21 protein-coding genes are annotated in these 22,168 nt (G+C 61.4%); 9 read left to right on the top strand and 12 right to left on the bottom strand.

What is annotated here, in order from left to right; genetic code table 11:
- Positions 1–110 precede the first annotated feature (110 nt).
- The 3 genes from AAG612_RS04195 to AAG612_RS04185 all read left to right on the top strand — a co-directional run bounded on the left by AAG612_RS04195 (position 111) and on the right by AAG612_RS04185 (position 2,716).
- Complete coding sequence (locus AAG612_RS04195) at positions 111–1,064, top strand: NAD(P)/FAD-dependent oxidoreductase (protein ID WP_342507520.1); 954 nt, start codon at positions 111–113, stop codon at positions 1,062–1,064.
- A gap of 98 nt (positions 1,065–1,162) precedes the next feature.
- On the top strand, positions 1,163–2,173 hold the full coding sequence (locus AAG612_RS04190; RefSeq protein WP_342507518.1) for a L,D-transpeptidase family protein: 1,011 nt from the start codon (positions 1,163–1,165) through the stop codon (positions 2,171–2,173).
- A gap of 45 nt (positions 2,174–2,218) precedes the next feature.
- Positions 2,219–2,716, top strand: a complete 498-nt coding sequence (locus AAG612_RS04185; protein WP_342507516.1) for a DUF427 domain-containing protein — start codon at positions 2,219–2,221, stop codon at positions 2,714–2,716.
- A 24-nt stretch (positions 2,717–2,740) separates the two neighbouring features.
- On the opposite strand, the gene AAG612_RS04180 is transcribed toward AAG612_RS04185, so the two are convergent.
- Positions 2,741–4,621 carry a hypothetical protein gene (locus tag AAG612_RS04180; RefSeq protein WP_342507515.1) on the bottom strand — a complete coding sequence of 627 codons (1,881 nt, stop codon included), beginning with the start codon at positions 4,619–4,621 and terminating at the stop codon, positions 2,741–2,743.
- A 166-nt stretch (positions 4,622–4,787) separates the two neighbouring features.
- Here AAG612_RS04180 and AAG612_RS04175 point away from each other — a divergent pair, with 166 nt between their 5' ends.
- On the top strand, positions 4,788–6,182 hold the full coding sequence (locus tag AAG612_RS04175) for a M20/M25/M40 family metallo-hydrolase (RefSeq protein ID WP_342507513.1): 1,395 nt from the start codon (positions 4,788–4,790) through the stop codon (positions 6,180–6,182).
- 40 nt (positions 6,183–6,222) lie between these two features.
- Positions 6,223–7,491, top strand: a complete 1,269-nt coding sequence (locus AAG612_RS04170; protein ID WP_342507511.1) for a cation:proton antiporter — start codon at positions 6,223–6,225, stop codon at positions 7,489–7,491.
- 9 nt (positions 7,492–7,500) lie between these two features.
- Here AAG612_RS04170 and AAG612_RS04165 read toward each other — a convergent pair whose 3' ends face one another.
- From AAG612_RS04165 to AAG612_RS04130, 8 genes are all read right to left on the bottom strand, one after another.
- The gene (locus tag AAG612_RS04165; RefSeq protein ID WP_342507507.1) at positions 7,501–8,697 is read right to left on the bottom strand and encodes an ABC transporter permease; all 1,197 of its coding nucleotides are present in this window, start codon (positions 8,695–8,697) and stop codon (positions 7,501–7,503) included.
- Positions 8,697–9,410: an ABC transporter ATP-binding protein gene (locus tag AAG612_RS04160; protein ID WP_342507505.1), complete on the bottom strand. Its 714-nt coding sequence runs from the start codon at positions 9,408–9,410 to the stop codon at positions 8,697–8,699. The genes AAG612_RS04165 and AAG612_RS04160 overlap by 1 nt, the downstream gene beginning before the upstream one ends.
- Positions 9,407–10,702, bottom strand: coding sequence for an efflux RND transporter periplasmic adaptor subunit (locus AAG612_RS04155; RefSeq protein ID WP_342507503.1), 1,296 nt, complete (start codon positions 10,700–10,702; stop codon positions 9,407–9,409). Before AAG612_RS04155 ends, AAG612_RS04160 begins: the two co-directional genes overlap by 4 nt.
- Entirely contained in the window at positions 10,699–12,153 is a 1,455-nt protein-coding gene (locus AAG612_RS04150) for an efflux transporter outer membrane subunit (protein WP_342507501.1), read from the bottom strand. Before AAG612_RS04150 ends, AAG612_RS04155 begins: the two co-directional genes overlap by 4 nt.
- A 331-nt stretch (positions 12,154–12,484) precedes the next feature.
- Positions 12,485–14,365: a coiled-coil domain-containing protein gene (locus tag AAG612_RS04145; RefSeq protein WP_342507499.1), complete on the bottom strand. Its 1,881-nt coding sequence runs from the start codon at positions 14,363–14,365 to the stop codon at positions 12,485–12,487.
- Between the two features lie 200 nt (positions 14,366–14,565).
- On the bottom strand, positions 14,566–15,399 hold the full coding sequence (locus AAG612_RS04140) for a hypothetical protein (protein ID WP_342507497.1): 834 nt from the start codon (positions 15,397–15,399) through the stop codon (positions 14,566–14,568).
- Positions 15,400–15,889: 490 nt separating this feature from the next.
- The gene (locus tag AAG612_RS04135) at positions 15,890–16,795 is read right to left on the bottom strand and encodes a NaeI family type II restriction endonuclease (protein ID WP_342507495.1); all 906 of its coding nucleotides are present in this window, start codon (positions 16,793–16,795) and stop codon (positions 15,890–15,892) included.
- Positions 16,796–16,831: 36 nt separating this feature from the next.
- Positions 16,832–17,794, bottom strand: coding sequence for a DNA cytosine methyltransferase (locus AAG612_RS04130; RefSeq protein WP_342507493.1), 963 nt, complete (start codon positions 17,792–17,794; stop codon positions 16,832–16,834).
- A gap of 188 nt (positions 17,795–17,982) precedes the next feature.
- Between AAG612_RS04130 and AAG612_RS04125 the strand changes: the two genes are divergently transcribed.
- From AAG612_RS04125 to AAG612_RS04110, 4 genes are all read left to right on the top strand, one after another.
- On the top strand, positions 17,983–18,921 hold the full coding sequence (locus AAG612_RS04125) for a 3'-5' exonuclease (protein ID WP_342507491.1): 939 nt from the start codon (positions 17,983–17,985) through the stop codon (positions 18,919–18,921).
- Between the two features lie 74 nt (positions 18,922–18,995).
- Positions 18,996–19,523, top strand: coding sequence for a hypothetical protein (locus AAG612_RS04120; protein WP_342507489.1), 528 nt, complete (start codon positions 18,996–18,998; stop codon positions 19,521–19,523).
- Between the two features lie 239 nt (positions 19,524–19,762).
- A complete protein-coding gene (locus tag AAG612_RS04115) occupies positions 19,763–20,518 on the top strand; it encodes a hypothetical protein (RefSeq protein ID WP_342507487.1) in 756 nt (251 codons plus the stop codon).
- A 294-nt stretch (positions 20,519–20,812) separates the two neighbouring features.
- Positions 20,813–21,457, top strand: coding sequence for an RNA polymerase sigma factor (locus tag AAG612_RS04110; protein WP_342507485.1), 645 nt, complete (start codon positions 20,813–20,815; stop codon positions 21,455–21,457).
- A gap of 19 nt (positions 21,458–21,476) precedes the next feature.
- Here AAG612_RS04110 and AAG612_RS04105 read toward each other — a convergent pair whose 3' ends face one another.
- The 3 genes from AAG612_RS04105 to AAG612_RS04095 are packed head-to-tail and all read right to left on the bottom strand — an operon-like array spanning position 21,477 to position 22,130.
- Positions 21,477–21,677, bottom strand: coding sequence for a DUF6961 family protein (locus AAG612_RS04105; protein ID WP_342507483.1), 201 nt, complete (start codon positions 21,675–21,677; stop codon positions 21,477–21,479).
- A complete protein-coding gene (locus tag AAG612_RS04100; RefSeq protein ID WP_342508634.1) occupies positions 21,674–21,850 on the bottom strand; it encodes a hypothetical protein in 177 nt (58 codons plus the stop codon). Before AAG612_RS04100 ends, AAG612_RS04105 begins: the two co-directional genes overlap by 4 nt.
- Positions 21,783–22,130: a thermonuclease family protein gene (locus AAG612_RS04095; protein WP_342507481.1), complete on the bottom strand. Its 348-nt coding sequence runs from the start codon at positions 22,128–22,130 to the stop codon at positions 21,783–21,785. Before AAG612_RS04095 ends, AAG612_RS04100 begins: the two co-directional genes overlap by 68 nt.
- Positions 22,131–22,168 lie beyond the last annotated feature (38 nt).

Below are 22,168 nucleotides of genomic sequence, written 5' to 3'. Positions count from 1 at the left end.
GCTCGGCAGATAGTGGCCTCTGCGGCGTGGGGCAAGCACGCTTGCAGCCGCGACCCTAGCCTTTGGGGCAGGTATGCGGGTGAGGCGGGGCCGCCCATGTGCCCAGATCAATGAAAATTGCGATCATCGGGGCCGGGATGGCCGGTCTTACTTGTGGCGGGCAGCTGAGGCGCGCGGGGCACGATGTGTCGATGTTCGACAAGGGTCGTGGGGCCGGGGGCCGCATGGCGACGCGGCGTTTCGAGCAGGGCGGCCAGACCTTCCGTTTCGATCACGGCGCACAGTATTTCACCGCTCGCGATCCGGCTTTTGTCGAACGGGTCCGCGAGTGGGAGCGCGAGGGCATCGTCGCGCGGTGGTCCGCAGCCGGGGAGGGCGCGTGGGTCGGTACGCCCGCCATGAACGCGCCGATCCGCGCGATGGCCGACACGCTCGATGTGCAATTCGGGACGCGGATCGAATCCATCGCGCGCGCTGGATCCGGGGGCGACGATGGCTGGTGGCTGATTGGCAAAGGCGCGCCCGATACGCGCTTCGATGCGGTGGTGGCGGCGGTGCCCGCAGAGCAGGCCGGCCCGTTGCTGGATCCGCACTCCGCCGATCTGGCCGATCTGGCGCACTGGGTGGCGAGCGCGCCATGCTGGGCCGCGATGGTCGCGTTCGATGCCCGGCTGGACGCGCCCGATACGATCTCGGACGCCTTGCCCAGCGATAGCCCGCTGGCATGGGCCGCGCGCAATTCCTCCAAGCCGGGCCGAAATGCGGCGCAGGAATGCTGGGTCCTTCACGCAACACCCGAATGGTCGCGCCGCAATCTCGAACGAACGGAAGACGAAGTGCGCGACGAGCTTCTCGCCGCACTAGAGGCGCAGGTCGGGCCGCTCCGGCATGTCGTCATGTCGAGCGCGCACCGCTGGCGCTACGCCATGTGCGAGAAGAACGATACGGGCACCGTGTGGGATCCCGAACTCCGGCTTGGCGCCTGCGGCGATTGGACCAGCGGGCCCCGGGTCGAGAACGCGTTTCTCTCCGGCCATGCGCTGGCTAGAAAGATCGCAGGCTGATCGGGGAACGCTGCAGTGCGTGAAGCCGTTCGCCGTTCATGCACCAGATCAAAACCTTAGCGCTTGCCCCCGTTCTCGCCGTTCTTGCCGCCTGCGGCATGCAGGGCACCGATTCTGCCGAAACGCAGGAGCAGGCCGAGCCTGCTGCCGAACAGGCCGGGACCGGCGGCTACGACGATGTGCGCACCGCGAGCCGGTCCGAGGCGCGGATCGAAAACGGCAAGGTCGCCCTTACGCTGCCCGATGGAGTGACGCAGGAAATGCTGGGTGAACGCACGGCGGAAATGATCGCGGTGCAGGTGATGCTCGACCGCAGCGCCCATGCGCCCGGCGTGATCGACGGCCGCGGCGGCGGGAACACCGACAGCGCGATCCGCTATTACCGCGAAGCACACGGGCTGGGCGGGGGCAGCGCAGTGGACGAGGCCCTGCTGCAATCGCTGCTCGACGATCAGACCGGCGACATCTTCCGCACCTATACCGTGACCGAGGCCGACGCGAAGGGCGCCTTCCGCGACATGCCCGCCGAGTTTGCGCAGATGGCGGAGATGGACAAGCTGGGTTACGAAACCGCGCTCGAAATGCTGGCCGAGCGTTTCCATATGGACCAGGATTTCCTGCGCGCGCTCAACCCCGATGCCGATTTCGGCAAGGCGGGGACCAAGCTGGTGATCGTGAGCCACGGCGACGGCAAGATCGCGGGCGACGTTGCCCGGATCGAGGTGCGCAAGGGTGATGACCGACTGGTTGCCTTCGATGACGCGGACGAGATCGTCGCCACTTACCCCGCGACCATCGGCAGCACGCGCTTTCCGAGCCCCAGCGGCAGTATGGAAGTGACCGCGATTGCGCCCGAGCCGAACTACACCTTTCAGGGCGACGCGCAGGAATGGGGCCCTGAAGGCACCTACATCCTGCCGCCGGGGCCGAACAATCCGGTCGGCGGCACGTGGATCGATCTGACCAAGGAAGGCTACGGCATCCACGGTTCGCCCGATCCCGCGCTGATCGCCAAGAGCGCGAGCCATGGCTGCGTGCGCTTGACCAACTGGAATGCGGCTGCGCTCGCCAAGGCAGTCACGCAGGGCGTCGCGGTCGTCTTCGCCTGAAGGCCGTATTCACAACGCGCACAGCACGGGGATAGAAGGTCCCCCATGCAAAGGCCCGATCCGATAAAGCCCGGCCCGGGGCAGGAAAGCGTGTGGGACTATCCGCGCCCCGCGATTGCGGAGCCGGCCGATGCGCATATCGTGATCGAACATCGCGGGATCGTGATAGCCGACACGCGCCGCGCGATCCGGGTGCTCGAAACCAGCCATCCACCGCAATATTACCTCCCGCCCGACGACATTGCCAAAGGCGTGCTTGAACGTGCGCCCGGCAAATCGCTGTGCGAATGGAAGGGGCAGGCAAAATACTGGGATGTCGTCGCGGGCGGGGATCGGCTTGCCAAGGTCGGCTGGAGCTACTCCGAGCCGACGCCGGGCTTCCGCATCCTGGCGGACCACCTTGCCTTCTATCCCGCGCCGTTCGACCGGATCACACTCGGCGGCGAGGTGGTCCAGCCGCAGCCTGGCGAGTTCTACGGCGGGTGGATCACCAGTAAGGTGGTCGGCCCGTTCAAGGGTGTACCCGGCAGTCGTTTCTGGTGAACGCGCGTTCGAATTCGCGCCGTCTCAGTCCGTCGATCTCTCTCGACGTCGTCCGAACCCCGGTCTGTCTGTCGACCAGGATACCAGGCGGGTAACCCACCAGATCGACGCGGTTAGCAATGCTCCGATAGCCAGAATGCGCGCATCATTGGCGAGCGAAACCCCACCCAGACTCCAGCAAGTAAATTGCAACTCCGGAACATTGCAGAACCAGATGGATGGGACACTGGAAAGCCGGTGTTGGTACCAAGGCTTGCCGATGAGATCCCACATGGCTTTGCCGATTTCGATCACCGCATAAAGCACCGCCGGAAAAGCGAACACTTCCGCCGTCCTGAGCGCGTGCTTGATCGAATCCCCGTTTCGCAGTTGAATTTTCGAGGTCAGCAGCTTTTCGGCATAGTCGAGCCGGTTGGACGCGCTTTCGAGCAGCAGAAATTTGGGGGCCAGTTTCTTCCTGACGAACTCCTCATAGGTCTGATGCCCCTCAACCCGGTTGAACTGGAGGTGTCTGGCTGTCTCCTCGAAGATCCTCCGGTAATATTGCGACCATTGCAGGCGATAGGAATATCCGTCTTGCCGGAACTTCTCGCGCAGGATCTTGCGATACTGTTTTTCGACCTGCGGCAACCTGTCGTGGTTCTCGACATCGAATTTGCCGATAATCTCCCGCAGTCTGTCGTTTGTGGAATGGATCGCTTCGAACTGCCTCAGCGTAGCGAGCCTGAAGAGGCCGAGCGTGTGGATGCGGTCGGTAATCCGCCCGATCTGCCATTGGGCGCGGTGGGGCGAGAGGAGGATGTAGGAGAGCGGGTAGCGCACGCCGTGTTCGGGATCCGGCTTCGCCCCGCCCATCGACGTGACGTAGAGCGACCGGTGCCGATTGATCGTGGAGAACGAAAGCTCTCGCTGCGACACTTCGACCTGGCTCGGATCGAACCTTGCCCGATCGGTGATATAGAATGGATTGAGATGGGTCGCCGCCGTCCACACGGCATCCGCCAGAGACATCAGCAATTGCTTGTTCTTCAGACGCTGGGTCGGTCTGATATTATCTCCAAGACTGGCTGCAGTCTTGGTCGGAAGTCGCGCCGCCGAAGGGTTCTTGGGGGGCGGATCATTCAGGAATTGGGCGACATCGATTCCCAGGGAGAACCCGAAAAAGTCCGCGAAGAGGCGGTCGGCTTTGCTGATCGCCGGGAAATCCGGGAAGAAAACTGGTTTGATCTCGTCCCATTCGAGCGAGATATCGCGCGAGATGTCTGCCATCCGCGTTTCGCCGTATTTCTTCTCCGCCCGGGTTGTCGGCCGTTTATCGACCCGGCGTTGCCAAGACTCATCCAGCCTCCTGATGATCGTATTCTCGACTTCGAGCAGCGCAGTGTGGATGGCGGAGAGATTGGCGTCGAGAACCGGTTCGCGCGCAGTATCGGCGTCGCGGCTGTCGCCTGAAGTCGCGCAGGAAGAGAAATCGATCACCACGAGTTGCGAAAAGAACTCTTCGAACAGATCGAACATGATCGTGACGGTGATGGGACCAACGTCGAACGAGAGCAGAAACGACTTGCCCTTTGCGGGCTCGGGGCGGGGGTTCGGAAGCGAGTTGAGAACGACCGGCAGACCGCTTTCGCGCAGATAATCCGCGATAGAGGTCTCGACCTCTTTGACGTAGCCATCGATGCTGGCTAGCCAGCAGTCGTCGCTGCGGTCGCTATCGCGATGGTCGCCATCGTCGTAGTCGGCGCCGTGGTCGGGGGAGGATTTCGGTCTCCAGAACCCTCGATGGACGGTGATGGCGGGGTTGCCGACACGAATCCCGATCCGCTCGTGCGTGCGTGCATTGAGCGTATCGAACAGGGTCGGCTTTGCTGGCCTCCGGCCGGCGTATCTGCGTCGCGTTTTCATGAAATCCCCCCGGACCCGCCGACAATCATAGAGATTCGACCGGGAGACTGAAGACCGTATTTCCCGCTAGTGCCTTCGTGGATCACTTCGGCATCCGGTCGATTGCCGTGGTCGAGAAAGGGGTGGCACTTGGCAGGCGCGAGCGTGCGCGCTAGCGCTCTCGTTCATGAAAACCTCGCTCATCGCGCTTGCCGCTACCGCCGCTTTCCTGACCACCCCCGCCGCCGCGCAGCTGGGCCCCGGCCCGTGCGAGGGAGCACTCGCCTGCGCCGCCGATGGAGCGCTCGAAAGCGATACGATCGCGTGGGATTTCGTCGAAGGGATCACGACCGAGGTCGGCCCCCGGCAGGCGGGCACCGAGGCGGAGAAGCGCGGGCGCGACTGGGCGGTGAACTGGCTGAGAAGCCGCGGCTTCGCCAATGTCGCGGACGAGCCCTATCAGATGGATACCTGGGTGCCGGGTGGCCCGGCCATGGCCCGGGTGGTCGCGCCTTACGCGCAGGAACTGGCGATCGTCCCCTTGGGCAACAGCGCCAGCACGGGCGAGAGCGGGATGACAGCAGAGGTCGTCTATTTTCCCAGCTATGCCGATCTGGCCGCTGCACCCGCAGGCAGCCTGAAGGGCAAGATCGCCTTTATTAGCCACGACATGCGCCCGACGCAGGATGGCTCGGGCTATGGCTTCGCCGGCCCTGCACGGTGGACCGGCCCGGGCCTCGCGGCGAGCAAGGGCGCGGTCGCCACGGTGATCCGCTCGGTCGGCACCGAAACCGATCGTACTCCGCACACCGGCGGCACGAGCTTTCCCGAAGGCGTGAAGGCGACGCCCGCTGGCGCGCTTTCCAATCCCGATGCGGACAATCTGGAACGGATGTTTGCGCGCGCGGACGGCAAGCCGATCACGATGCAGCTGGTGCTGACGCCCGAACTGATCGGGGAGACCACCAGTGGCAATGTCGTCGGCGAAATCGTCGGCACCGATCCGTCGTTGCCGCCCGTACTGCTCGCCTGTCACCTCGATAGCTGGTGGAACGGCACTGGCGCGTTCGACGATGGGGCTGGCTGCGGGATTGCCGCCGCGACTGCGCTGAACGTTGCCGAGGCGGGCCAGCCGCTGCGCACTATCCGCGTGCTCTTCGCGGGCGCGGAGGAAACCGGCCTGTGGGGCAGCGCTGCCTATAGCGAAGCGCATATCGACGAGCCCATCGCGGTCGGGATCGAAAGCGATTTCGGCGCCGATCGTATCTGGCGCATCGATAGCAATTTCACACAGAGCAATCCGGATCTGTACCGCAAGCTGGCACTGGCGGTGGCGCGCTTCGGCGTGGCGCCCTCGCGCGAGGTCGCGACCGGCGGTGCCGATCTCAACATCGTGCGCGATCAGGGCGGCGCGCTGGTCGACCTGCAGCAGGATGGCACACGCTATTTCGATCTGCACCACACCAACAACGACACGCTCGACAAGATCGACCCGGCGCAGCTGCGCCAGAACGTGGCGGTGTGGACGCAAGTGGTCGGCATTCTCGCCAACACGCGTGAGCCGTTTAAACCGGCTGAATAGGATGCGGGAGCCGTATCGTCACGCCGTGCGTTAAGCGCAGATGGACGGCGCAAAATTCGGTCTCGACCCCTATCATATCTTGCTTGCCGGGTGCGGGCTCGCGATCATCGTCGCCTATTGGCTGCCGCGCTTCCTGCATGGGCGCGAGCCTGCCGCGTCGGGCCTGCTGATCCTCGGCGGGCTGGCGGTGTTCGGTCTGCTGCCGGGTGTCCCCGATGCGTTGAGCCCGATCGACAATCCGCGCGTGTGGGAACTGGCGAGCGAATTCGCGGTCATCATCGCGCTGTTCGGCACCGGAATCCGCATCGACCGTTTCTTCGGCAAGGGTTTGTGGAGCCCGACCGTCCGCCTTCTAGTGATCGCCATGCCACTTTGCATCCTCGCGGTCGCTGCGCTGGGGCTGGGCGTGGGCCTGACGCTCGCCGCGGCGGTACTGCTTGCAGCGGTGCTGGCGCCGACCGATCCGGTGCTCGCCGCCGATGTGCAGGTCGGCGCGCCGACCGAGGGCGGGGAGCATCCGGTGCGCTTTGCGCTGACCACCGAGGCGGGGCTGAACGACGGGCTGGCCTTTCCCTTCGTCTACCTCGCGATCTTCCTGGTCGCGGCAAGCGGAGGGGTGACAGACTGGATTGGCGAGTGGTTCGGGTTCTACGTACTCTACAAGATTGCAGTCGGCACGCTGGCGGGCGCCTCGGCGGGCTGGTTGCTGGGCAAAATCCTCTTCTCGGTCCCGAGCCGCAATCCGCTTGCCAATGCGGGCACCGGAGTGATCGCGCTCGCGGGTGTGCTCGTCACCTACGGGTTGACCGAACTGATCGAGGGATATGGTTTCATCGCCGCCTTCGCGATGGGCGTGGTGCTGCGCCGCACGGAGAAAGAGCACGAGTACCACGGGCGCCTGCACAGCTTCTCGAGCGCGCTGGAGCATTCGGTTACCGCGATCCTGCTTGTGCTGCTGGGCGGCGCAATTCCCGCGCTGTTCGGTTATCTCGACTGGCGCCACGCGGCGCTCGGCGTGGCGTTGATCTTCGTCTTCCGGCCGCTCTCGGGCATGCTGGCCCTATGGGGCACATCGCTGTCGCTTCGCCAGCGCGGGGTGGTCGCCTTCTATGGGGTGCGCGGGATCGGATCGATCTACTACCTCGCCTATGCGGGCGGGCAGCTCGACCTGGTCGACGAAGGAGTATTGTGGGCGACCGTCACGTTCACGATCCTGCTGTCGACCATCGTCCACGGCTTCTCGGCCGGCAGCGTCGTCTGGGCCGCCACGCACGAGGGCGAAGAACGCGAGGCAGAGCCGGCGCCCTGACGCTCTGGCTTATTCGTGGCGGAGCGCTTCGATCGGATCGAGCTGCGACGCCCTTCGCGCGGGGTAATAGCCGAAGACGATCCCCATGAAGGCGCAGAATGCGAGCGCGAGAATATTGATCGTCGGATCGAACACGAAGGGCACGTCGATCGCCGACGCGAGCGAGATCGACGCGAGGAAGGCGAGGATCAGGCCGACCAGCCCGCCCAGCGCACATAGCACCACCGCTTCGGTCAGGAATTGCAGCCGTACTTCGCGGGCCAATGCGCCAATGGCGAGCCTGATGCCGATTTCGCGGGTCCGCTCGGTCACCGAGACGAGCATGATGTTCATGATCCCGATCCCCCCGACCAGCAGGCTGATCGAGGCGATGATGGCGACCATGCCGGTCAGCGCCCCGGTAACAGAGCCGAGCGCATCGTTCACCTGCGCCGTATCGATGATATTGAAATCATTGCCTTCCTCACCGCGCAGCAGCCTCCGTTCGCGCAGCAGATCGATCAGCGATTCCTGGATCGCGGACGATTGGTAGCCGGTGTCGTATTTGACCACGAAGAAATCGAGATTGTCGTTGCCGCGGAACCGGCGCTGCACCGTCTTGAGAGGCATGAAAACAGTATTGTCGTCGTCCGCGCCATTGCCGCCCTGGCCGCGTTCTTCGAGCACGCCGACCACGGTGCAGGAAACCTCGCCCAGCCGCATCTGTTCGCCCACGGGAGAGGAATCGGCCAGGAATATCTCTTCGCGCACCTTGGGCCCGAGCAGGCACACGTTCTTGCCCGCGACCTCTTCATCGCGGTTGAAGGGGCGCCCTTCGGTAACCTCGATCGACTGTGCTTCGAGGAAGGCGGAGTTCGCGCCGGTTACGCTGGTATCCCAGTCCTGCCCGTTGTGGATCGCGGTCGCGTTCGCACTGGCGTTCCCCGCCGCAACCTGCACGCCCGCGATCTGCTGTTCGACCGCGTCGACGTCAGTCTGGTCGAAGGGGCGGATCGCGCCTCGTTCGCTGCGCACCGGGAAGACGATGAAGTTGCTCGCCCCCAGCGAGGAGACGGACTCCTGCACCGAAGCGGTCACGCCATTGCCAAGCGTCACCATCGTCACCACCGCGGCCACGCCGATGATGATGCCCAGCGTGGTCAGGATCGAGCGCAGGATGTGTCGCCGGATTTCGCGCAGCGCGAGGAGGAAGGTTGCACCCAGCATCAGGCGGGCACCTCCATGCTGCGCGCGCCGCGCTCGACCCGTTCGACCAGCCCGTCGCGAAAATGCACGATGGTTTTGGCAAAAGAGGCCATTTCTTCTTCGTGGGTCACCATCAGCACGGTGATCCCCTCGCGGTTGAGCTTGCGCAGCAGCTCCATGATCTCGACCGAGCGTTCGGTGTCGAGGTTACCCGTCGGCTCGTCGGCCAGCAGCACGTCGGGGTCGGTCACCAGCGCCCGTGCGATCGCGACGCGCTGTTGCTGTCCGCCCGAAAGCTCGGCAGGCGTGTGGCTCGCCCACGGCGCGAGGCCGACCGCATCGAGGCTGCGCATCGCGGCCTCCTGCCGCACGGCCTTCTTCTCGCCGCGATAGAGCAATGGCAGCTCGACATTCTCGAGCGCGGTGGTTCTCGCCAGCAGATTGAAGCCCTGGAAGACGAAGCCGAGATATCTGCGACGCAGCAGGCTGCGCTGATCGCGATTGAGCTTCTGCACCTCGACGCCGCGAAAGCGGAATATGCCGCCGGTCGGCACGTCGAGACACCCAAGGATGTTCATCGTGGTCGACTTGCCCGAGCCCGAGGGCCCCATGATCGCCACGAAATCTCCGCGGGCGATCGTCAGGTCGACGCCCTTGAGCGCCTGGAACGCCGCGCTCCCGGTGCCGAAGACCTTGGTGATGCCTTCCATTTCGATGAGCGGCTCTGCGCTCATTCGCCCTGGGCTCGCAGTCCGGTAACGACCTTCATGCCCGGCTTGAGATCGGAGGACCGCACGACCGTACGACGTCCGTCGCTCTGCCCGGTGACCACGTCGACCGCACGCAGGGTGCCATCCTCTTGCAGCACCTGCACCTTCTGACGGCTGCCGACGCCGATGCCCGATTGCTGTTCCTGTTCCTCCAGCCCGATCTGCGGGTTGAAGACCCCGCCGCTGGCGCCCTTTTGCTCTCCGGGGTTGAAGCGCAGCGCCGCGTTGGGCACCAGCATCGCCTGGCCGGTGGACTTGGTGGCGATGGTTGCGGTGGCGGTCATCCCGGGTCGCAACAGGCCCTGCGGATTATCCACCGCCAGCCGCGCCTCATAGCTGACAACCGAGTTGCCCGCAGCGGCAGACTGATTCTCGACCGTATTGGCCGAGGCCAGATCGACCCGCTCGACCCGCGCTGGGAAGCGACGGCCGGGATAGGCATCGACCGTGAAGGTCGCGCTCTGATCCGCTTCGACGGCGCCGACGTCGGCTTCGTCGATCGAGACGCGCAGCTGCATCGCGGACAGATCTTCGGCGATCACGAACAGGGTGACCGTATTGAAGCTGGCGACGACGGTTTGGCCCGGTTCGATCTGGCGGGCCAGCACGACCCCGGTCACCGGCGCGCGGATCACCGCGCGGCTGCGGGTGGTGAGGTTGGCCTGCAGGCTTGCCTGTGCCGCTTCGATATTTGCGCGGGCGGAGGCAACCGCCGCCTTGTCGCGCGCGACCGCGGCCTGGGCCTGCTCCAGCTCGACCTGGGAGGGGACACGCCCGTCCGAAAGCCGCCGCACCTCTTCGAGCCGCGCGAGCTGCGCGGTATCCACATCCAGCGTTGCACGCGACTGCGACAGGCTGGCCCGGGCAGCGTTCAATTGCGCGCGCGACTGCGCGATCTGCTGGTCGATGATCTCGGTGTTGATCACCGCGATCACCTGTCCGCGCGTCACCCGGTCGTTCACGTCGACCAGCACCCGCTCGACCGGGCCGTTGACTTCGGAGCCCACGGTCACCTGATTGGTCGGGCGCAGGTTGCCGGTCGCGGTAACCGTAATGTCGAGCGATTCTCGCTCCACATCCTCGGTAATATAGCTCGGTGCCTCGTTGCCGCCCGAACAGGTGGAAATCAGCAGGACCAGCGCGATGATAATGACCGCGGGCAGCCAGAATTTCATCCACCGGCGCCAGCGAGGGCGCGGCTTTTCGCCGAGAAATTCGTCGATATTGTCCGAAGAGGTGCTGTCGGTCTTTGTCATGGCTGTTGGGGTCCGGTCTCGATGGCCGCTTCGATGGCTTGGGGCGCGCGCCAGCCGCCGCCAAGAGCACGCGCAAGATTGATGAAGGCGATGGCGCGGGCCGCCTCGGCGGACACCTCCGCCGTCTCGGCGCTCAGCAGTGAACTTTCGACGTTGAGCAGGGTCTGGAAATCGATCAGCCCGGCCTCGTACTGACTGCGGGCGAGGATTGCCGCATTGCGCGCACCGTCGCTGGCCTCGATGAACGCGGCCACCCGCTCGTCCGTCGCGTCGAGGCGGACCGATGCGGTTTCGACCTCTTCCAGTGCGACCAGAATGCTCTGCCGCCACGCCGCGAGCGATCCGTCGGCAATGGCTTGCGCCCCGTCGATCTGCGCGCGCGTGCGGCCACCGTCGAACAGGAGCTGGGTGATCCCGGCAAAGAGATTGCCGGTGATGACGTCGAGCAGATTGTCGACGCCGAGGGCGGTGCTGCCGACCGTCCCGGTCAGCCGGACGAACGGAGAGAGCTGCGCCCGGGCGATGCCGACCTGCGCGAGATCGGCGGCCAGCTGCGCTTCGGCGGCGCTCACATCGGGTCGGCGACGTAGGATTTCCGCGGGCACTGCCAGCCCGACCGAGCGCGGGGGAACGGGCAGCGCGCGCGTGTCGGCGATCAGCGCTGCATAGACCGCGCCCGGCGGCTCGCCGATCAGGGTGGAGATGACATTGGCCGTCGCGATCAGATCGCTTTCCAGCTGCGGGATGCTCGCGGCAGTCTGCGCGCGCTGGGTGCGCGCCTGCTCGACGTCGAGACTGGAGACAAGGCCCGCCTGGTTGCGCCACTGCGCGATCTGGAGATTGTCTTCCTGATTGGCCAGCGCATTACGTGAGATCGCCAGCTGCCGCGCGAGCGAGCGGGCGGTAATCGTCTGCGTGGCCACCGATCCCACGATTGCCCGCTCCAGATCGGCGAGGGTATAGCCCGCTGCCCGAAGGTTCGCTTCGGAAGCGTTTATCGAGCCCGATATGCGACCGAAAAGGTCCGCCTCCCACGCGATATCGGCGCCCAGCACCAACTGCAGATCATCCGGTGCGAAATCGCCCACGTCGCGGCCGACGCCGGCATTGGCCGACACGCTGGGCAGGCGGCCTGCCCGGGCCTCGCGAAGCCGCGTGCGCGCCAGGCGGAGCCGCGAGGCAGCCTGCGCCAGATCGAGATTGCCGGATTGTGCGCGCTCGACGAATCGGTCGACCAGCGGATCGTCGAGCAGTTGCCAGTAAGCCTGCAGCTCGATCTCGGGGCCGGTGGGGTCCGCAATCGCCCAGCGTTCGGGCACCTGCGGCGCCGCGGATGACGGGACCGACGGCTCGCCCATCGTGGCACAGCCACCGAGGGTCACGAGCAGCGAGAGCCCCAACAAGGGAGCCTTGCCGCGTACCATCATCATCCGTGTGCGCGATTGCACCATTCGCGTTCGCTCCCCCCTGTGAATGTCGATAATGACACACCGTACCGGACTATCAACCCGCGTTCAGGCGGTTAATCGAGGATAATCGACTTTTGGCAGACCGGGTACGGATCTTCGGGTGCATGGGGCGGGGGGCGAGTGTTGATCGTCCGCGCGCAAGAGAATGGTCGGGGAGACAGGATTCCAGACCTTTTTTCAACCGCTTCTAAACAAGCGCAGAAAACAGCCGTTTCCACGCTTCCGGTCGAAGCGTGTGGCACAATCTGTGGCACAATTCGTGGCACAGCGCGAGGGAAAACCTTGAGTTCCGCTGTTAGAGCAGTGAGCGCTCTTAACGCCCAGAATTCTCTTGCTGTGCGGCAACTGCCAACATCGCCTGATTGGCCCTTTCTTTGAGATTTGCTTGGGCAGGGGTTAGCACCGGGCCTGCCTCTTTCAGGAGCTGGGCCATACGATCTGCCAATTGCTCAGCGTCCTTCCGCTTGGCATTTGCCGCAGCGGTCTCCTCGGCGAGTGTCAATTGCTGCTTTACGGTCGATTTTACCCAATCAGGGGGCTCCTTGGCCAGTGTTTGAATGATGCGATGTTCTGACTGCTTCCTCCCCTCCTCGGTGAGCGAAATCCTTCCCGTGGAGGCTATATCGAACATCTGCGGGAAGTCTCTTGTGAGTTTAAGAATGAACAGCCACGTTTTCTGTTCATTCTCGTTGCTGTGGATGCCTTCTTGCCGGTCCTTGAGATCTACGTTTGCAGTCGTCTGCAATTCAATTGTTTTGGCCAGCATCTCCCTGGCTTGGCGGCGTTGCGCCTCAATGTCAGCCCGCTCTTCACGATCGCGCGCTTCGTCGACTCTTTTTCGCTTTTCAAACTCAGTCTCGCGCAAATTCAGCGTTCGGGCCCTATCGCGAAGTTTCTTCAACATCCTGGCGAGAGACCGGGCGAGAGCGATCAAAGCTTCGTGCCAAGGTTGGTGGTAGGTTTCGCGCTCTGACTCTGTCATCATTCGCTCGTTCATTTCGAAGCGGTCGCCTCTTAGCTTCAATTCAAGGCCAGCATCATCGTCGGCCGCGCGTGCAAGAAGGGCCAGTTGCTTATCTTGAACTTCTTGTTCGGCCCTCCGTTTATTGTTCGCGGATTTGATCGCTTCCTCTTTCGCTGCAATTCCAGCTAAAGCCCTTTGCGAAGCCAGTAGGTTATCTTGAGCAGTCTCTAAATCGGATGATAGATTTTTCGATTTTTTTTCGACCTCCGCTGTCTCCGTCGCGAGCTTCATTTCTCGTTGTTCGAGCTCTTGGGCCTTTCGATGCCTTGCGGTTTCAGCTTTAGCTTCGGAATCTAATGCCCGGTTTCGGATAGCCTCAGCTTCGAGCTTAATCCGTTCTGCTTCAGCACGTGCTTGCTTCGCCGCGCTTTCTTGCCGGTATGCCTCTTCTCGGACAGCGTCTGCGCTGTTGCGCAACGCATTGGCGGCCGATCGATCGGCCTCGGCAACATCCTGGAGGCTTTGCGTGTTTCTGCGTTGTTCTTCTATTTCGGATCGCTGCCTATCCAAGTCAGCCGAAATTCTCGCAATTTCTTCTGCGCGAAGTTCCTCAGCGCTTTTCCAGTCATCACCTGCAACTGCTTTAGGGTTTCCCCGCTGGACACCCTCAAGGCCCATGATAAGGTCCATGTAGTCGTGAAGCGCGTCTTGGAGAGCCCGACCAGTATCCCATTTATGCTGTTTTCGCCCGTAACGATCGGCAAGCAGCTTGAGGTGGCGGGTCACTGAGATGGCCGATTTCTCCGTGTGTTTCGTCTTTTTGATGTATTTGGGCACGACAAACAGGTCTACGTTCCGTCGCCCTTTCTCATCACGATCAAGTCGGTCCGCAATGATCGCATTACTACCAAACACAGATTCGGCGAAAAACCGCGCGTGTTTGAGCATGTATGGGCCATCTTCACCATCGACCAACTCGGATGGGAATTGCACCAAAACGTGGAGCACCTTCGTGCGGGCCTTTGGCAAGAAAGCCCCGTCGATGTGGGCCAGATAAAGTGCTTCCAGGTTAAGCCCGGTTGTGGTCAAGGGCGGGGCATCGAGCACTGCGCGTGCTTTGCCAGTTTCATCCAAGCGCTTGCCATGTCTCTCTGCTTTACGAAGTTGGGCTAAGGTCAGTTGATGGATCCGTACGGAACCGGCGACGCCTGATACGGGGCTGCTAACCATGGCTTGCCTCCCCAATTCCTGAATTTAGAAAAAAAGAGTACACGCTATGCTTTTTTCGCGTGGCGAAAAAAGGCGTGCCAAGGGAGAACCCCTGGACCCCCGACGTCCCTTCGCTGGCCGCTGCATGACGTGGCTCTTCCTGAACTGGAAGAGCCTTTGGCGCACCACGACCAATATGGTCGTGGCACGGGCCGAACCTGTCAGTCGTGATCGTCATGACCAACCTCCGCTTCCTGCGCGGTGGCTGTCTCGACGAGCGACAATTCGGCCTGATGGGCCTTGCGGCCATCGCCCTCATCGTTCGACGACGTCTCAGAGCCCGTCTTAGCGGACGGGCTAGGTTCGGTTGCACGCGCATCATCTGCAGACTGACCAGACTGCGCCACCGATGTCGGTGTCGTTTCTGGTGCGTTATGAGCGCGTTTCTTTCCCTCATCCGGGCTCGCAGACGAAGGGCTCCCGGCGGACGCCGATGCGCGTTCGGCGAGCAAGCCTCTGCGCAATTCGATTAGCGCGTCATCGCGACCCTCTGCTTGAGCGACCAGGCGATCGTTAGTTCGACCCAGTTCAGCATTCTCAATTTCGAGCTTCCTAACCCGATCTGCGAGCCCGTCTCGCTCAAGTTCGGTAGAAATGAGCTGTTCTATCAGCGCATTCGACTCTTCCAGCACTCTGCTGAGACGATGTTCTGCATTCGTAACCCGGAGCGTCGCCGTTGCATCAAGTTCGCCGCTCACTTCGCGCAGCGTCTCAATGCACGATTCAACGAACCGCGTTTTGAAGTCTTCAGCCATTGTATGCAGCCGGGCCTTCGCTTCGGGCGCAAGATCCAGCAGAACGCGGTCAGACTTTTCCGCATGCCAGTCCTGCCAATTCCTGAAGGCGCGATAAAACTCGCCTCCAGGGTGCGTCTCGAGTGCCTTGGCTGCCTGGTAGGCGGTGAGCTCCGTGGGTGACTTTTGCAGCTCCTCGAGCAGCTGGTCTAGCTTCTTGTAGAGAGCTTTGTCGTTAGCTCTTTCCTTTGAAGATTTCATGATCCTTAATCTCACGTCATGCGTGACGCGAGATTGCGATAATTGCGACATCGCAATCGTCGCAAATATCGCAGAGTCTCACGCAGTCACGCCAATAAAACAGTGGCCGGTCAGAGAATGACCAGGCCGAACGACGCAATATTTAGATTAAGGTGCCGCCCAGACTTGTGGTGGACTTCCCAAGTGGCGGCGAAGTTGATTTCTATCAATGCTCAGCCGAACGATAGCTACGTGCGAACGGCATCGTGATATTTCTTGCAAGACAAAACGCAGAACGAAATCAATGAAGGCGGCCATCCGATGCACCAAAACACAGATGCCTCGACGTGGGCCAAAAGATGGAAACAAAATAGCCGATACCGCAGCAAAAAGCTGTCCAATCGCAGATATAGCTTCAATTTCCATGGCGCGACACAAACTTAATGGATGGCAAAGCAAAGATGTATGTCCAGAGGAGCCCTTCTGCAAGTCTAACGTGCAAGCTCATTCTCTAACTGAGATCCTTTGCGCGCATGTCGTTCCTGCGTAGGACTTCAATTTCTTCTTCGCTACGCGCCTTAACTGCAACAATTTCATCCCGCGCCAAGCTGCCGAATCCGAATTCTCCCGCGACACGCCTGTCCGCTAGGTAGGTGCCGATCAGCACTGCGATGTTTTCCTGCGACAGAACATCAGGTGCGCCACCATTCTTTCGTAGGCGCTTCATTGGATCATACTGATCGAATAGTAGGGCACGGGCGACATCTCTATGAACAACCTTGAATAGGTTCTCCCGGAAAAATTGTGCAGCACGCTCTTTGCCGCCTTTGACCTTCCTCAACTCTCGAAACCGGTTCATGTCCAATCCGGCAAAACGGCTGGCGGGGAAGGGCTGCTCTGCCACTAACCACATGATATGCTTGAAACCGTCGATGCTTACACCCTTCTTGGTATCGCGATTTCCGGCACCTTTGTGTAGATATTCGGGTTTTGCGATGATCAGTCCTAGAGAGCAACAGTATTTATCATCGTCGATTGCCATTAAAACGCAGGGCTCTGAACTGCGATAGGTCTCTTGCGGGATAGACCAATTTTTTTGCACGGTATTTTTGATGTCTACGTCGACACCTGCAACGACGAGGTCACGAATTCCTTTCGGAACATCTAGCATGTCGCGAACAAAATGCTCGAGCTTCAGTCCGATGAACGTCTTCTCGACGTTATCCAGTTCGCTGACCCGCGTGCGCGCGGTCCTTACGGAATCCAATAAAAAATCAACCGCGTCTCGAACCAAGAGAGGAAAGTTCTCCTCAAGAGTTGATAGCCCGCCTGCACGTTTCGCAATCTCATCACGCAAGGCGCTAAGAAGCGCATAGTCAGGATGGTCTTTATCTACAGTGCTTAAATCTGATCGCATGGGTATGCGGCGCCATCTTGTTCACCACCTTTTCCGTTACGCTCTCGCTCGCATAGGGACAACGACATTCCTACCGATAGCAAGCTTAACCTGTTTGGCGACAGCGAAAGCAACCGGTGGAGGAAAGGCATTGCCAACCTGTCGATATGCGGCCGTCTTACGACCTGAAAATTTCCAATTCTTCGGGAAGCCTTGAAGTGCAGCGACCATAGGCACTGTCAAGCGTGGCATGCCCACGAAGTCAGGTCCTGGCGCTTCTTCTGCAATCGTCATTCCGTTAACACCCATTGCAGCCCACGCTTTCTTTGCGCGTGTAGGTCCTAGATCCGGCCCGCCATGCTTTTTCGAGCCGCCCACGATCGTGGGTGCAATTTCGTTCGCGCGCGCCATCCATTGGTCGACGCCGCGCCAACCGTTTTCTGACATCATGTCATAGAGCTTTGCGCCGACTGTCATCGGATTTTTATTATTAACTTTCGGCCAATTGAATTCCGACCAATATTGCTCTTGCATCGCTACAATCACGACGCGTGGCCGAAGTTGAGATACGCCGTAGTCAGATGCATTGAGCAATCGCCAGTCCGCCTCATACCCCAACTTCTTTAGTTGGGATCGCAATTGAAGGCGGTAATCCTCAAATACAGCGCCGAGAAATCCGCGCACATTTTCAATCATGACAGCGCGCGGGCGCACTGCATCGATAACATCCAGAGCGTCTGGAAATAGGTTTCGCTCATCGCGCTCGCCCAGCTGCTTACCGGCAATCGAGAAGGGGGGGCAAGGCAACCCACCCGCAACAAGTTCGACACCCTTAAAGTCACTTGCACGTTCTTTGAAGGTCTCCAGTCCCTCATGCAGCACGTTCCAGCTAGGGCGGTTCAGTTTGAGCGTGTCGCAACAGGGCTTGTCGTTATCAACGAGCGCCACGTGCTCGAACTTCGCTTTCTCCAGTCCGAGGGCTTGCCCCCCTGCGCCCGCGCAAAGTTCAATCGATTGCATGATAGATCTCTTTTCTGTTCTGTGTTTGTTCGCGTTTGGCATGGTGCTGGAACTTGCGCAAGCCTAGAGTAAAATGATGGGCTGGTGCGAGGATCGACGCACCATTTTCCCACAGTGACGCGGCCTTCTGAGGTCGGCAGCTGAAGGGAAAAGCCCTTCGGGCCGGCCTCGCTACAAGCGAGGTGATCATGGAAAATGTGAACGGCGATGCGGACAGCATCGCAGCGGCACCGGACGACAGCCAGGGACCGAACCGCCTGCTCAAGCCGGTGCGCAATCGCGACGACTGGCCGCGAGCCATGCCGGATGCTGAAACCTTCCGGAGAGTTTGCGTGCTCGATACGGAAACCACCGGTCTCGATGCAGACCGCCACCGCGTGATCGAAATCTGTGCGGCAGCGGTGCAGGTGTCGAATGACGGCCGCATCATCGGGATAGAATCGATCGGCAGCGGCACCGAGGATCCGGGTGCCCCGCTTGCCGAGGAGATCATTGCACTGACCGGTCTCACCGATGACGATATCGCTGGCACATCGATCAACCGCGAGAAGCTGACTCAGTTCATCTCGAACTGCGATAGCGTGGTCGCATTCAACGCCGGGTTCGATCGCCCATTCGTGGAGAAGCTGCTGCGGGGTCTGCCGCTGATGAATTGGGGCTGCGCGATGGCCGATGTTCCATGGCGTTCGCTAAATTTCCAGCCGGGCCCTCAGAACTACCTATTGATGCAGGCCGGGCGCTTTAACGCGAACGCCCATCGTGCGCGCGACGATGTGCTTAGCTTGGTCGAGCTTCTCGACCACGTCTGCACCGATGGTGAGAGCGTGATGGCTAAGGTGCTATCCGCGATCGACAGCAGTGCATGGCGGTTCGAAGCGACTGCTGCTCCCTATCACTTTCGCGACGACCTGAAGGACCGGCGCTACCGCTGGGCACCGGGAATGCGCCACAAGATCTGGCACAAGCATGTCCGGCAGGCCGATTTTCGCTCGGAATACCGCTGGTATAAGAAGACCGTCGGCACCCGTCCTTCGGTGGTGCCGCTGCCTGCCACGGAGCGATTCCGCGCAACCCATACTTGGGCACCGAAACGGCTGAACGCGCGCACCCCATCCTGGCTGCGGTGAGAGAGGGCTGATTTCCGAGAAGGGAAAAATGCTCCGGCTGAACACGGCCGCAACCTCAACCGAAGGATTTCGAAATGACCAATACGAACGACCCCGGCGTGCAGCATCGCAAGCGCCGGATGATGGCGCTGCGCAAGGAGCTAGGCTTCCCCAGGGAGGCGCCCATCACGACTGGGCTGGCTTTTGCAGCGATTGACGAGCCCAATGACACACTCCTGTGTGCGATCGCCCAGAAGGCCATCACCGATAGGCAGGATACCCTGATCCACTGCTACGACAGCATCGCGGCCACCGATGTGATGCTGACCGTCCTTGTTCTGCGAACACCGAACGGAGCAGAGCTGCTGCCGGTGGAACTGGTCCAGCGGAGCAAGTCAAAGCCCCTGCAGCTGATCACCATCGACCACGCCAGGTGCTTTCGCCTCGATAGTCGGTGGCTGGTGCAGGAGGCACGGGTCCCATCTGCTGGGAGGCTTCCGGAAGCAATCGCGGCTGCACAAGTTCGCTACGACGCCGCTCTGGCGGATACGGTCGCCGATCAAGCGGGGTGGGATCCGCAGGTCGTGATCTTCGAGCGTGGCTCGGCCAGCATGGCCGCCTAGCCCCATTGCCATTCAGATACCCAAGCGCTTGCGGGCGGCGTCTCTTCGGAGATGCCGTCTGCGGGTCAAGCGTAAGCGCTGTAGCTCGTAATACTCGGTCTGTTCGACTTCGAGTGGCAGAGGAAAGACCTGCTCGCCCCCGGGCAGGCGTGGAACGCGCTGCAAGCACCGCGCCCATTAGGGTTCGAAGCTCCAGGTGAAGGGGAGGTTGCGTGTCCAACCTAGAGAAAGGAAAAGAAATGGCGCGCAAACTGACGTTCATCGATACCGAGAGCTGGTGGTGCGAGCAGCTAGCAGCAGACTACAAAAGGCTCGATCCGGATTGCCAGAAACACCGCATCGGCTGCCGACGGATTGGCGTTGCGGCGGCCTTCGATGTCGACATCGACGATCAGGGCAGGGTGGCTGTCGGCACGATCGGCTCGTGGACGGAGCACACACACTTCGACGAGGAGGCCGTGGTCGAAAATCTGTTCGACCATCTGCGTCTCCGGTCGAATCGGGTCATCGTCTCCTATGGAGGCGTGAACCAGGATCTGCGGGTGCTGTCCCTGGCAGCTATGGAGTATGGGCTGCGCTTGCCACCGCAGCTGATCGACACGCCCGGCCGCAGAGGACCGCGCCCGCATATCGACCTCGATCTAGTCCTGAAGGCTGGCGGCAAGACCTACCATCACCTCAGTGAAGTTGCGTTACGATGCCATGTCCCTGTCGGACTGCTCGAAGGCAAGACCAAGGTCGTGAAGCCCGTAGCGCCCGGTGCCTGGGAGCAGGTTCGCGCACACTGCGAGCTCGACACGCTGATCCTGGCTATCGCCAAGCTTGCCTGGCTGGTCAGCCAGGGCGAGAACGGACTGCGCACGCAGGGGGGGAACCTCGCGCTTGTCGCCGGGTTCCTGCGCGCTCGCCCGGATCACCCTGCGGCCGAGATGCTTGCCGCTTACGCGGCAGACATTGAGGCGAGCCTGACTTCGCAATGGGATGAAGCGGCGTAGCTTCACCTGCCTATGCGCCGGGCCGACGAAATTCAGACATCGTAGGTCCGGCGCATAGAATTCGCTTACCATTTTCCGAAAGGCGCCGGTCATTCCTGCACTGTAGAGACGGCAATAGTCGCGAACACAGCGCGCTGGGTTAGCAGCCCAAGCCGGTGACCTGATTTTGTGTCGCTCCAACCCCTGAACCCGCACCTAGCGAGGTGCGCGTTCGAATGGCGTTCGAGGTCACGAAATGGCATCTCCTACATCGCATACGCATGTCGATGACCTCGCTCGCCGAGCGAGGAACACATGCCAAGACAATATGCCGACCGACTGATCGGCTCCAAAAATATCGCACGGGCATGTCCGAATACGGACGCAGAAGCGCATACATCATCAAAGGCGTCGACAGAGCGCCTCGACGCTGCGCAGGTTCGTGCTGCTCTCGGAGAACTCAGCAGCGGACCTGGATCGGCACTGATGCGATACGCGCGATATCGCGCCTGGACCGCAGACCTCGATGCCGATGACCTGATGCAGGAGGCTATCCTTCGCGCGTTGAGCTCGCGCACGTGCCCTGCGCAGGTATCGATCGAGCATTTCCTGATGGGTGTCATGCGGTCGATCGCGAGTGCCGCGATCAAGCGTCGCGAACGCGACGTCGATACATTGCTAGGATATGGCTTAAACGCAGCCGATGGACCCGCACCTGCCGACCAAGCAATCTGCGCTGCCGAATGGGCCACGGAATGCCGCAACGCCATCGAGCGGGTGATCGCTGACGATCCACTGGTGGAGGCAGTCCTTGACGGCATCGACGAGGGCCTGTGCGGCGCGTCGCTTGCAGGTCGCGCTGGAACCGACAAGGCTACCCTTGCGACAGTGCGCCGCCTGATCAAGCGGCGTATAGCAAGCGAATGGGGTGCGCTGCTCGAATTGGATGAGGCCGCCTGAACTTGATGGCCTGCGTGTTCTAGTGGGTTCGCATCGCCGTCGCGCTGGTGAGGTTTGCATACCGTTGCGCCACAGCTTCCCACATATCCACCGCTCCGGTTTCGCCCGCGGTGGTGAAGTGCTCGATCCTTTCGTCGATATAGGCGGCGCCATCATCTCCATGGTGCTTCTCTACCCAAAGGGTCAGAGCCCAGAGTTCCTGATCGCGGGTCGGGGTCACGGAAGGACGAACCACACGAGGCCGATGATCGCTGCGCATTGGATCGTGCCAAGGATAATCGCCTCGACCACCAGCAACAGTCGCCCAAGCCGTGACAATGTCACGTCAGCACCACGGTTCTCGTCGTCCTGACCATGTTCGGGCCAGACCTTCCGCAACAAGCTGGTCGCCAATCGATCGTCCTCCCCAGTGAATGATCGCGAGGGTTCGACCATAGCGATCCTTGCCGCTTCTGGCGATCTCGAAGCGGCGGGAGTTCAGAAGGACGATAAGCCGGTCGCGGGCCAGCAAGGCAAGGCGTGTTTCGTATTCGCACGCACCGTTAAGCTCCGGCGCGTCGATGTCCTGTAGCCTGATTTTCTCGCCCTCGATCCAGACTGTGTCACCATCATGCACACAATGGGCCCTCGGTCCGGGAGCGCAAACGGCGAGGGCTGCGGCAAGAAGGAGCATTCCCTCTGGCTACGCAAGCACGATTACCATTTTCCTAC

The organism is Citromicrobium bathyomarinum (assembly GCF_038594605.1).
Classification (GTDB): domain Bacteria; phylum Pseudomonadota; class Alphaproteobacteria; order Sphingomonadales; family Sphingomonadaceae; genus Alteriqipengyuania; species Alteriqipengyuania bathyomarina_B.
This window is presented reverse-complemented; position numbering and strand designations above follow the sequence as displayed.

Excerpts from the sequence above, each read along its gene's own strand:
- AAG612_RS04185 (WP_342507516.1), top strand. The coding sequence starts at position 2,219 with ATGCAAAGGCCCGATCCGATAAAGCCCGGCCCGGGGCAGGAAAGCGTG.
- AAG612_RS04135 (WP_342507495.1), bottom strand. The coding sequence starts at position 16,795 with ATGCGATCAGATTTAAGCACTGTAGATAAAGACCATCCTGACTATGCG.
- AAG612_RS04095 (WP_342507481.1), bottom strand. The coding sequence starts at position 22,130 with ATGCTCCTTCTTGCCGCAGCCCTCGCCGTTTGCGCTCCCGGACCGAGG.
- AAG612_RS04120 (WP_342507489.1), top strand. The coding sequence starts at position 18,996 with ATGACCAATACGAACGACCCCGGCGTGCAGCATCGCAAGCGCCGGATG.
- AAG612_RS04180 (WP_342507515.1), bottom strand. The coding sequence starts at position 4,621 with ATGAAAACGCGACGCAGATACGCCGGCCGGAGGCCAGCAAAGCCGACC.
- AAG612_RS04165 (WP_342507507.1), bottom strand. The coding sequence starts at position 8,697 with ATGCTGGGTGCAACCTTCCTCCTCGCGCTGCGCGAAATCCGGCGACAC.
- AAG612_RS04110 (WP_342507485.1), top strand. The coding sequence starts at position 20,813 with ATGCCAAGACAATATGCCGACCGACTGATCGGCTCCAAAAATATCGCA.
- AAG612_RS04125 (WP_342507491.1), top strand. The coding sequence starts at position 17,983 with ATGGAAAATGTGAACGGCGATGCGGACAGCATCGCAGCGGCACCGGAC.
- AAG612_RS04115 (WP_342507487.1), top strand. The coding sequence starts at position 19,763 with ATGGCGCGCAAACTGACGTTCATCGATACCGAGAGCTGGTGGTGCGAG.
- AAG612_RS04160 (WP_342507505.1), bottom strand. The coding sequence starts at position 9,410 with ATGAGCGCAGAGCCGCTCATCGAAATGGAAGGCATCACCAAGGTCTTC.
- AAG612_RS04145 (WP_342507499.1), bottom strand. The coding sequence starts at position 14,365 with ATGGTTAGCAGCCCCGTATCAGGCGTCGCCGGTTCCGTACGGATCCAT.
- AAG612_RS04155 (WP_342507503.1), bottom strand. The coding sequence starts at position 10,702 with ATGACAAAGACCGACAGCACCTCTTCGGACAATATCGACGAATTTCTC.
- AAG612_RS04150 (WP_342507501.1), bottom strand. The coding sequence starts at position 12,153 with ATGGTGCAATCGCGCACACGGATGATGATGGTACGCGGCAAGGCTCCC.
- AAG612_RS04195 (WP_342507520.1), top strand. The coding sequence starts at position 111 with ATGAAAATTGCGATCATCGGGGCCGGGATGGCCGGTCTTACTTGTGGC.
- AAG612_RS04140 (WP_342507497.1), bottom strand. The coding sequence starts at position 15,399 with ATGAAATCTTCAAAGGAAAGAGCTAACGACAAAGCTCTCTACAAGAAG.
- AAG612_RS04190 (WP_342507518.1), top strand. The coding sequence starts at position 1,163 with ATGCAGGGCACCGATTCTGCCGAAACGCAGGAGCAGGCCGAGCCTGCT.
- AAG612_RS04175 (WP_342507513.1), top strand. The coding sequence starts at position 4,788 with ATGAAAACCTCGCTCATCGCGCTTGCCGCTACCGCCGCTTTCCTGACC.
- AAG612_RS04170 (WP_342507511.1), top strand. The coding sequence starts at position 6,223 with ATGGACGGCGCAAAATTCGGTCTCGACCCCTATCATATCTTGCTTGCC.
- AAG612_RS04130 (WP_342507493.1), bottom strand. The coding sequence starts at position 17,794 with ATGCAATCGATTGAACTTTGCGCGGGCGCAGGGGGGCAAGCCCTCGGA.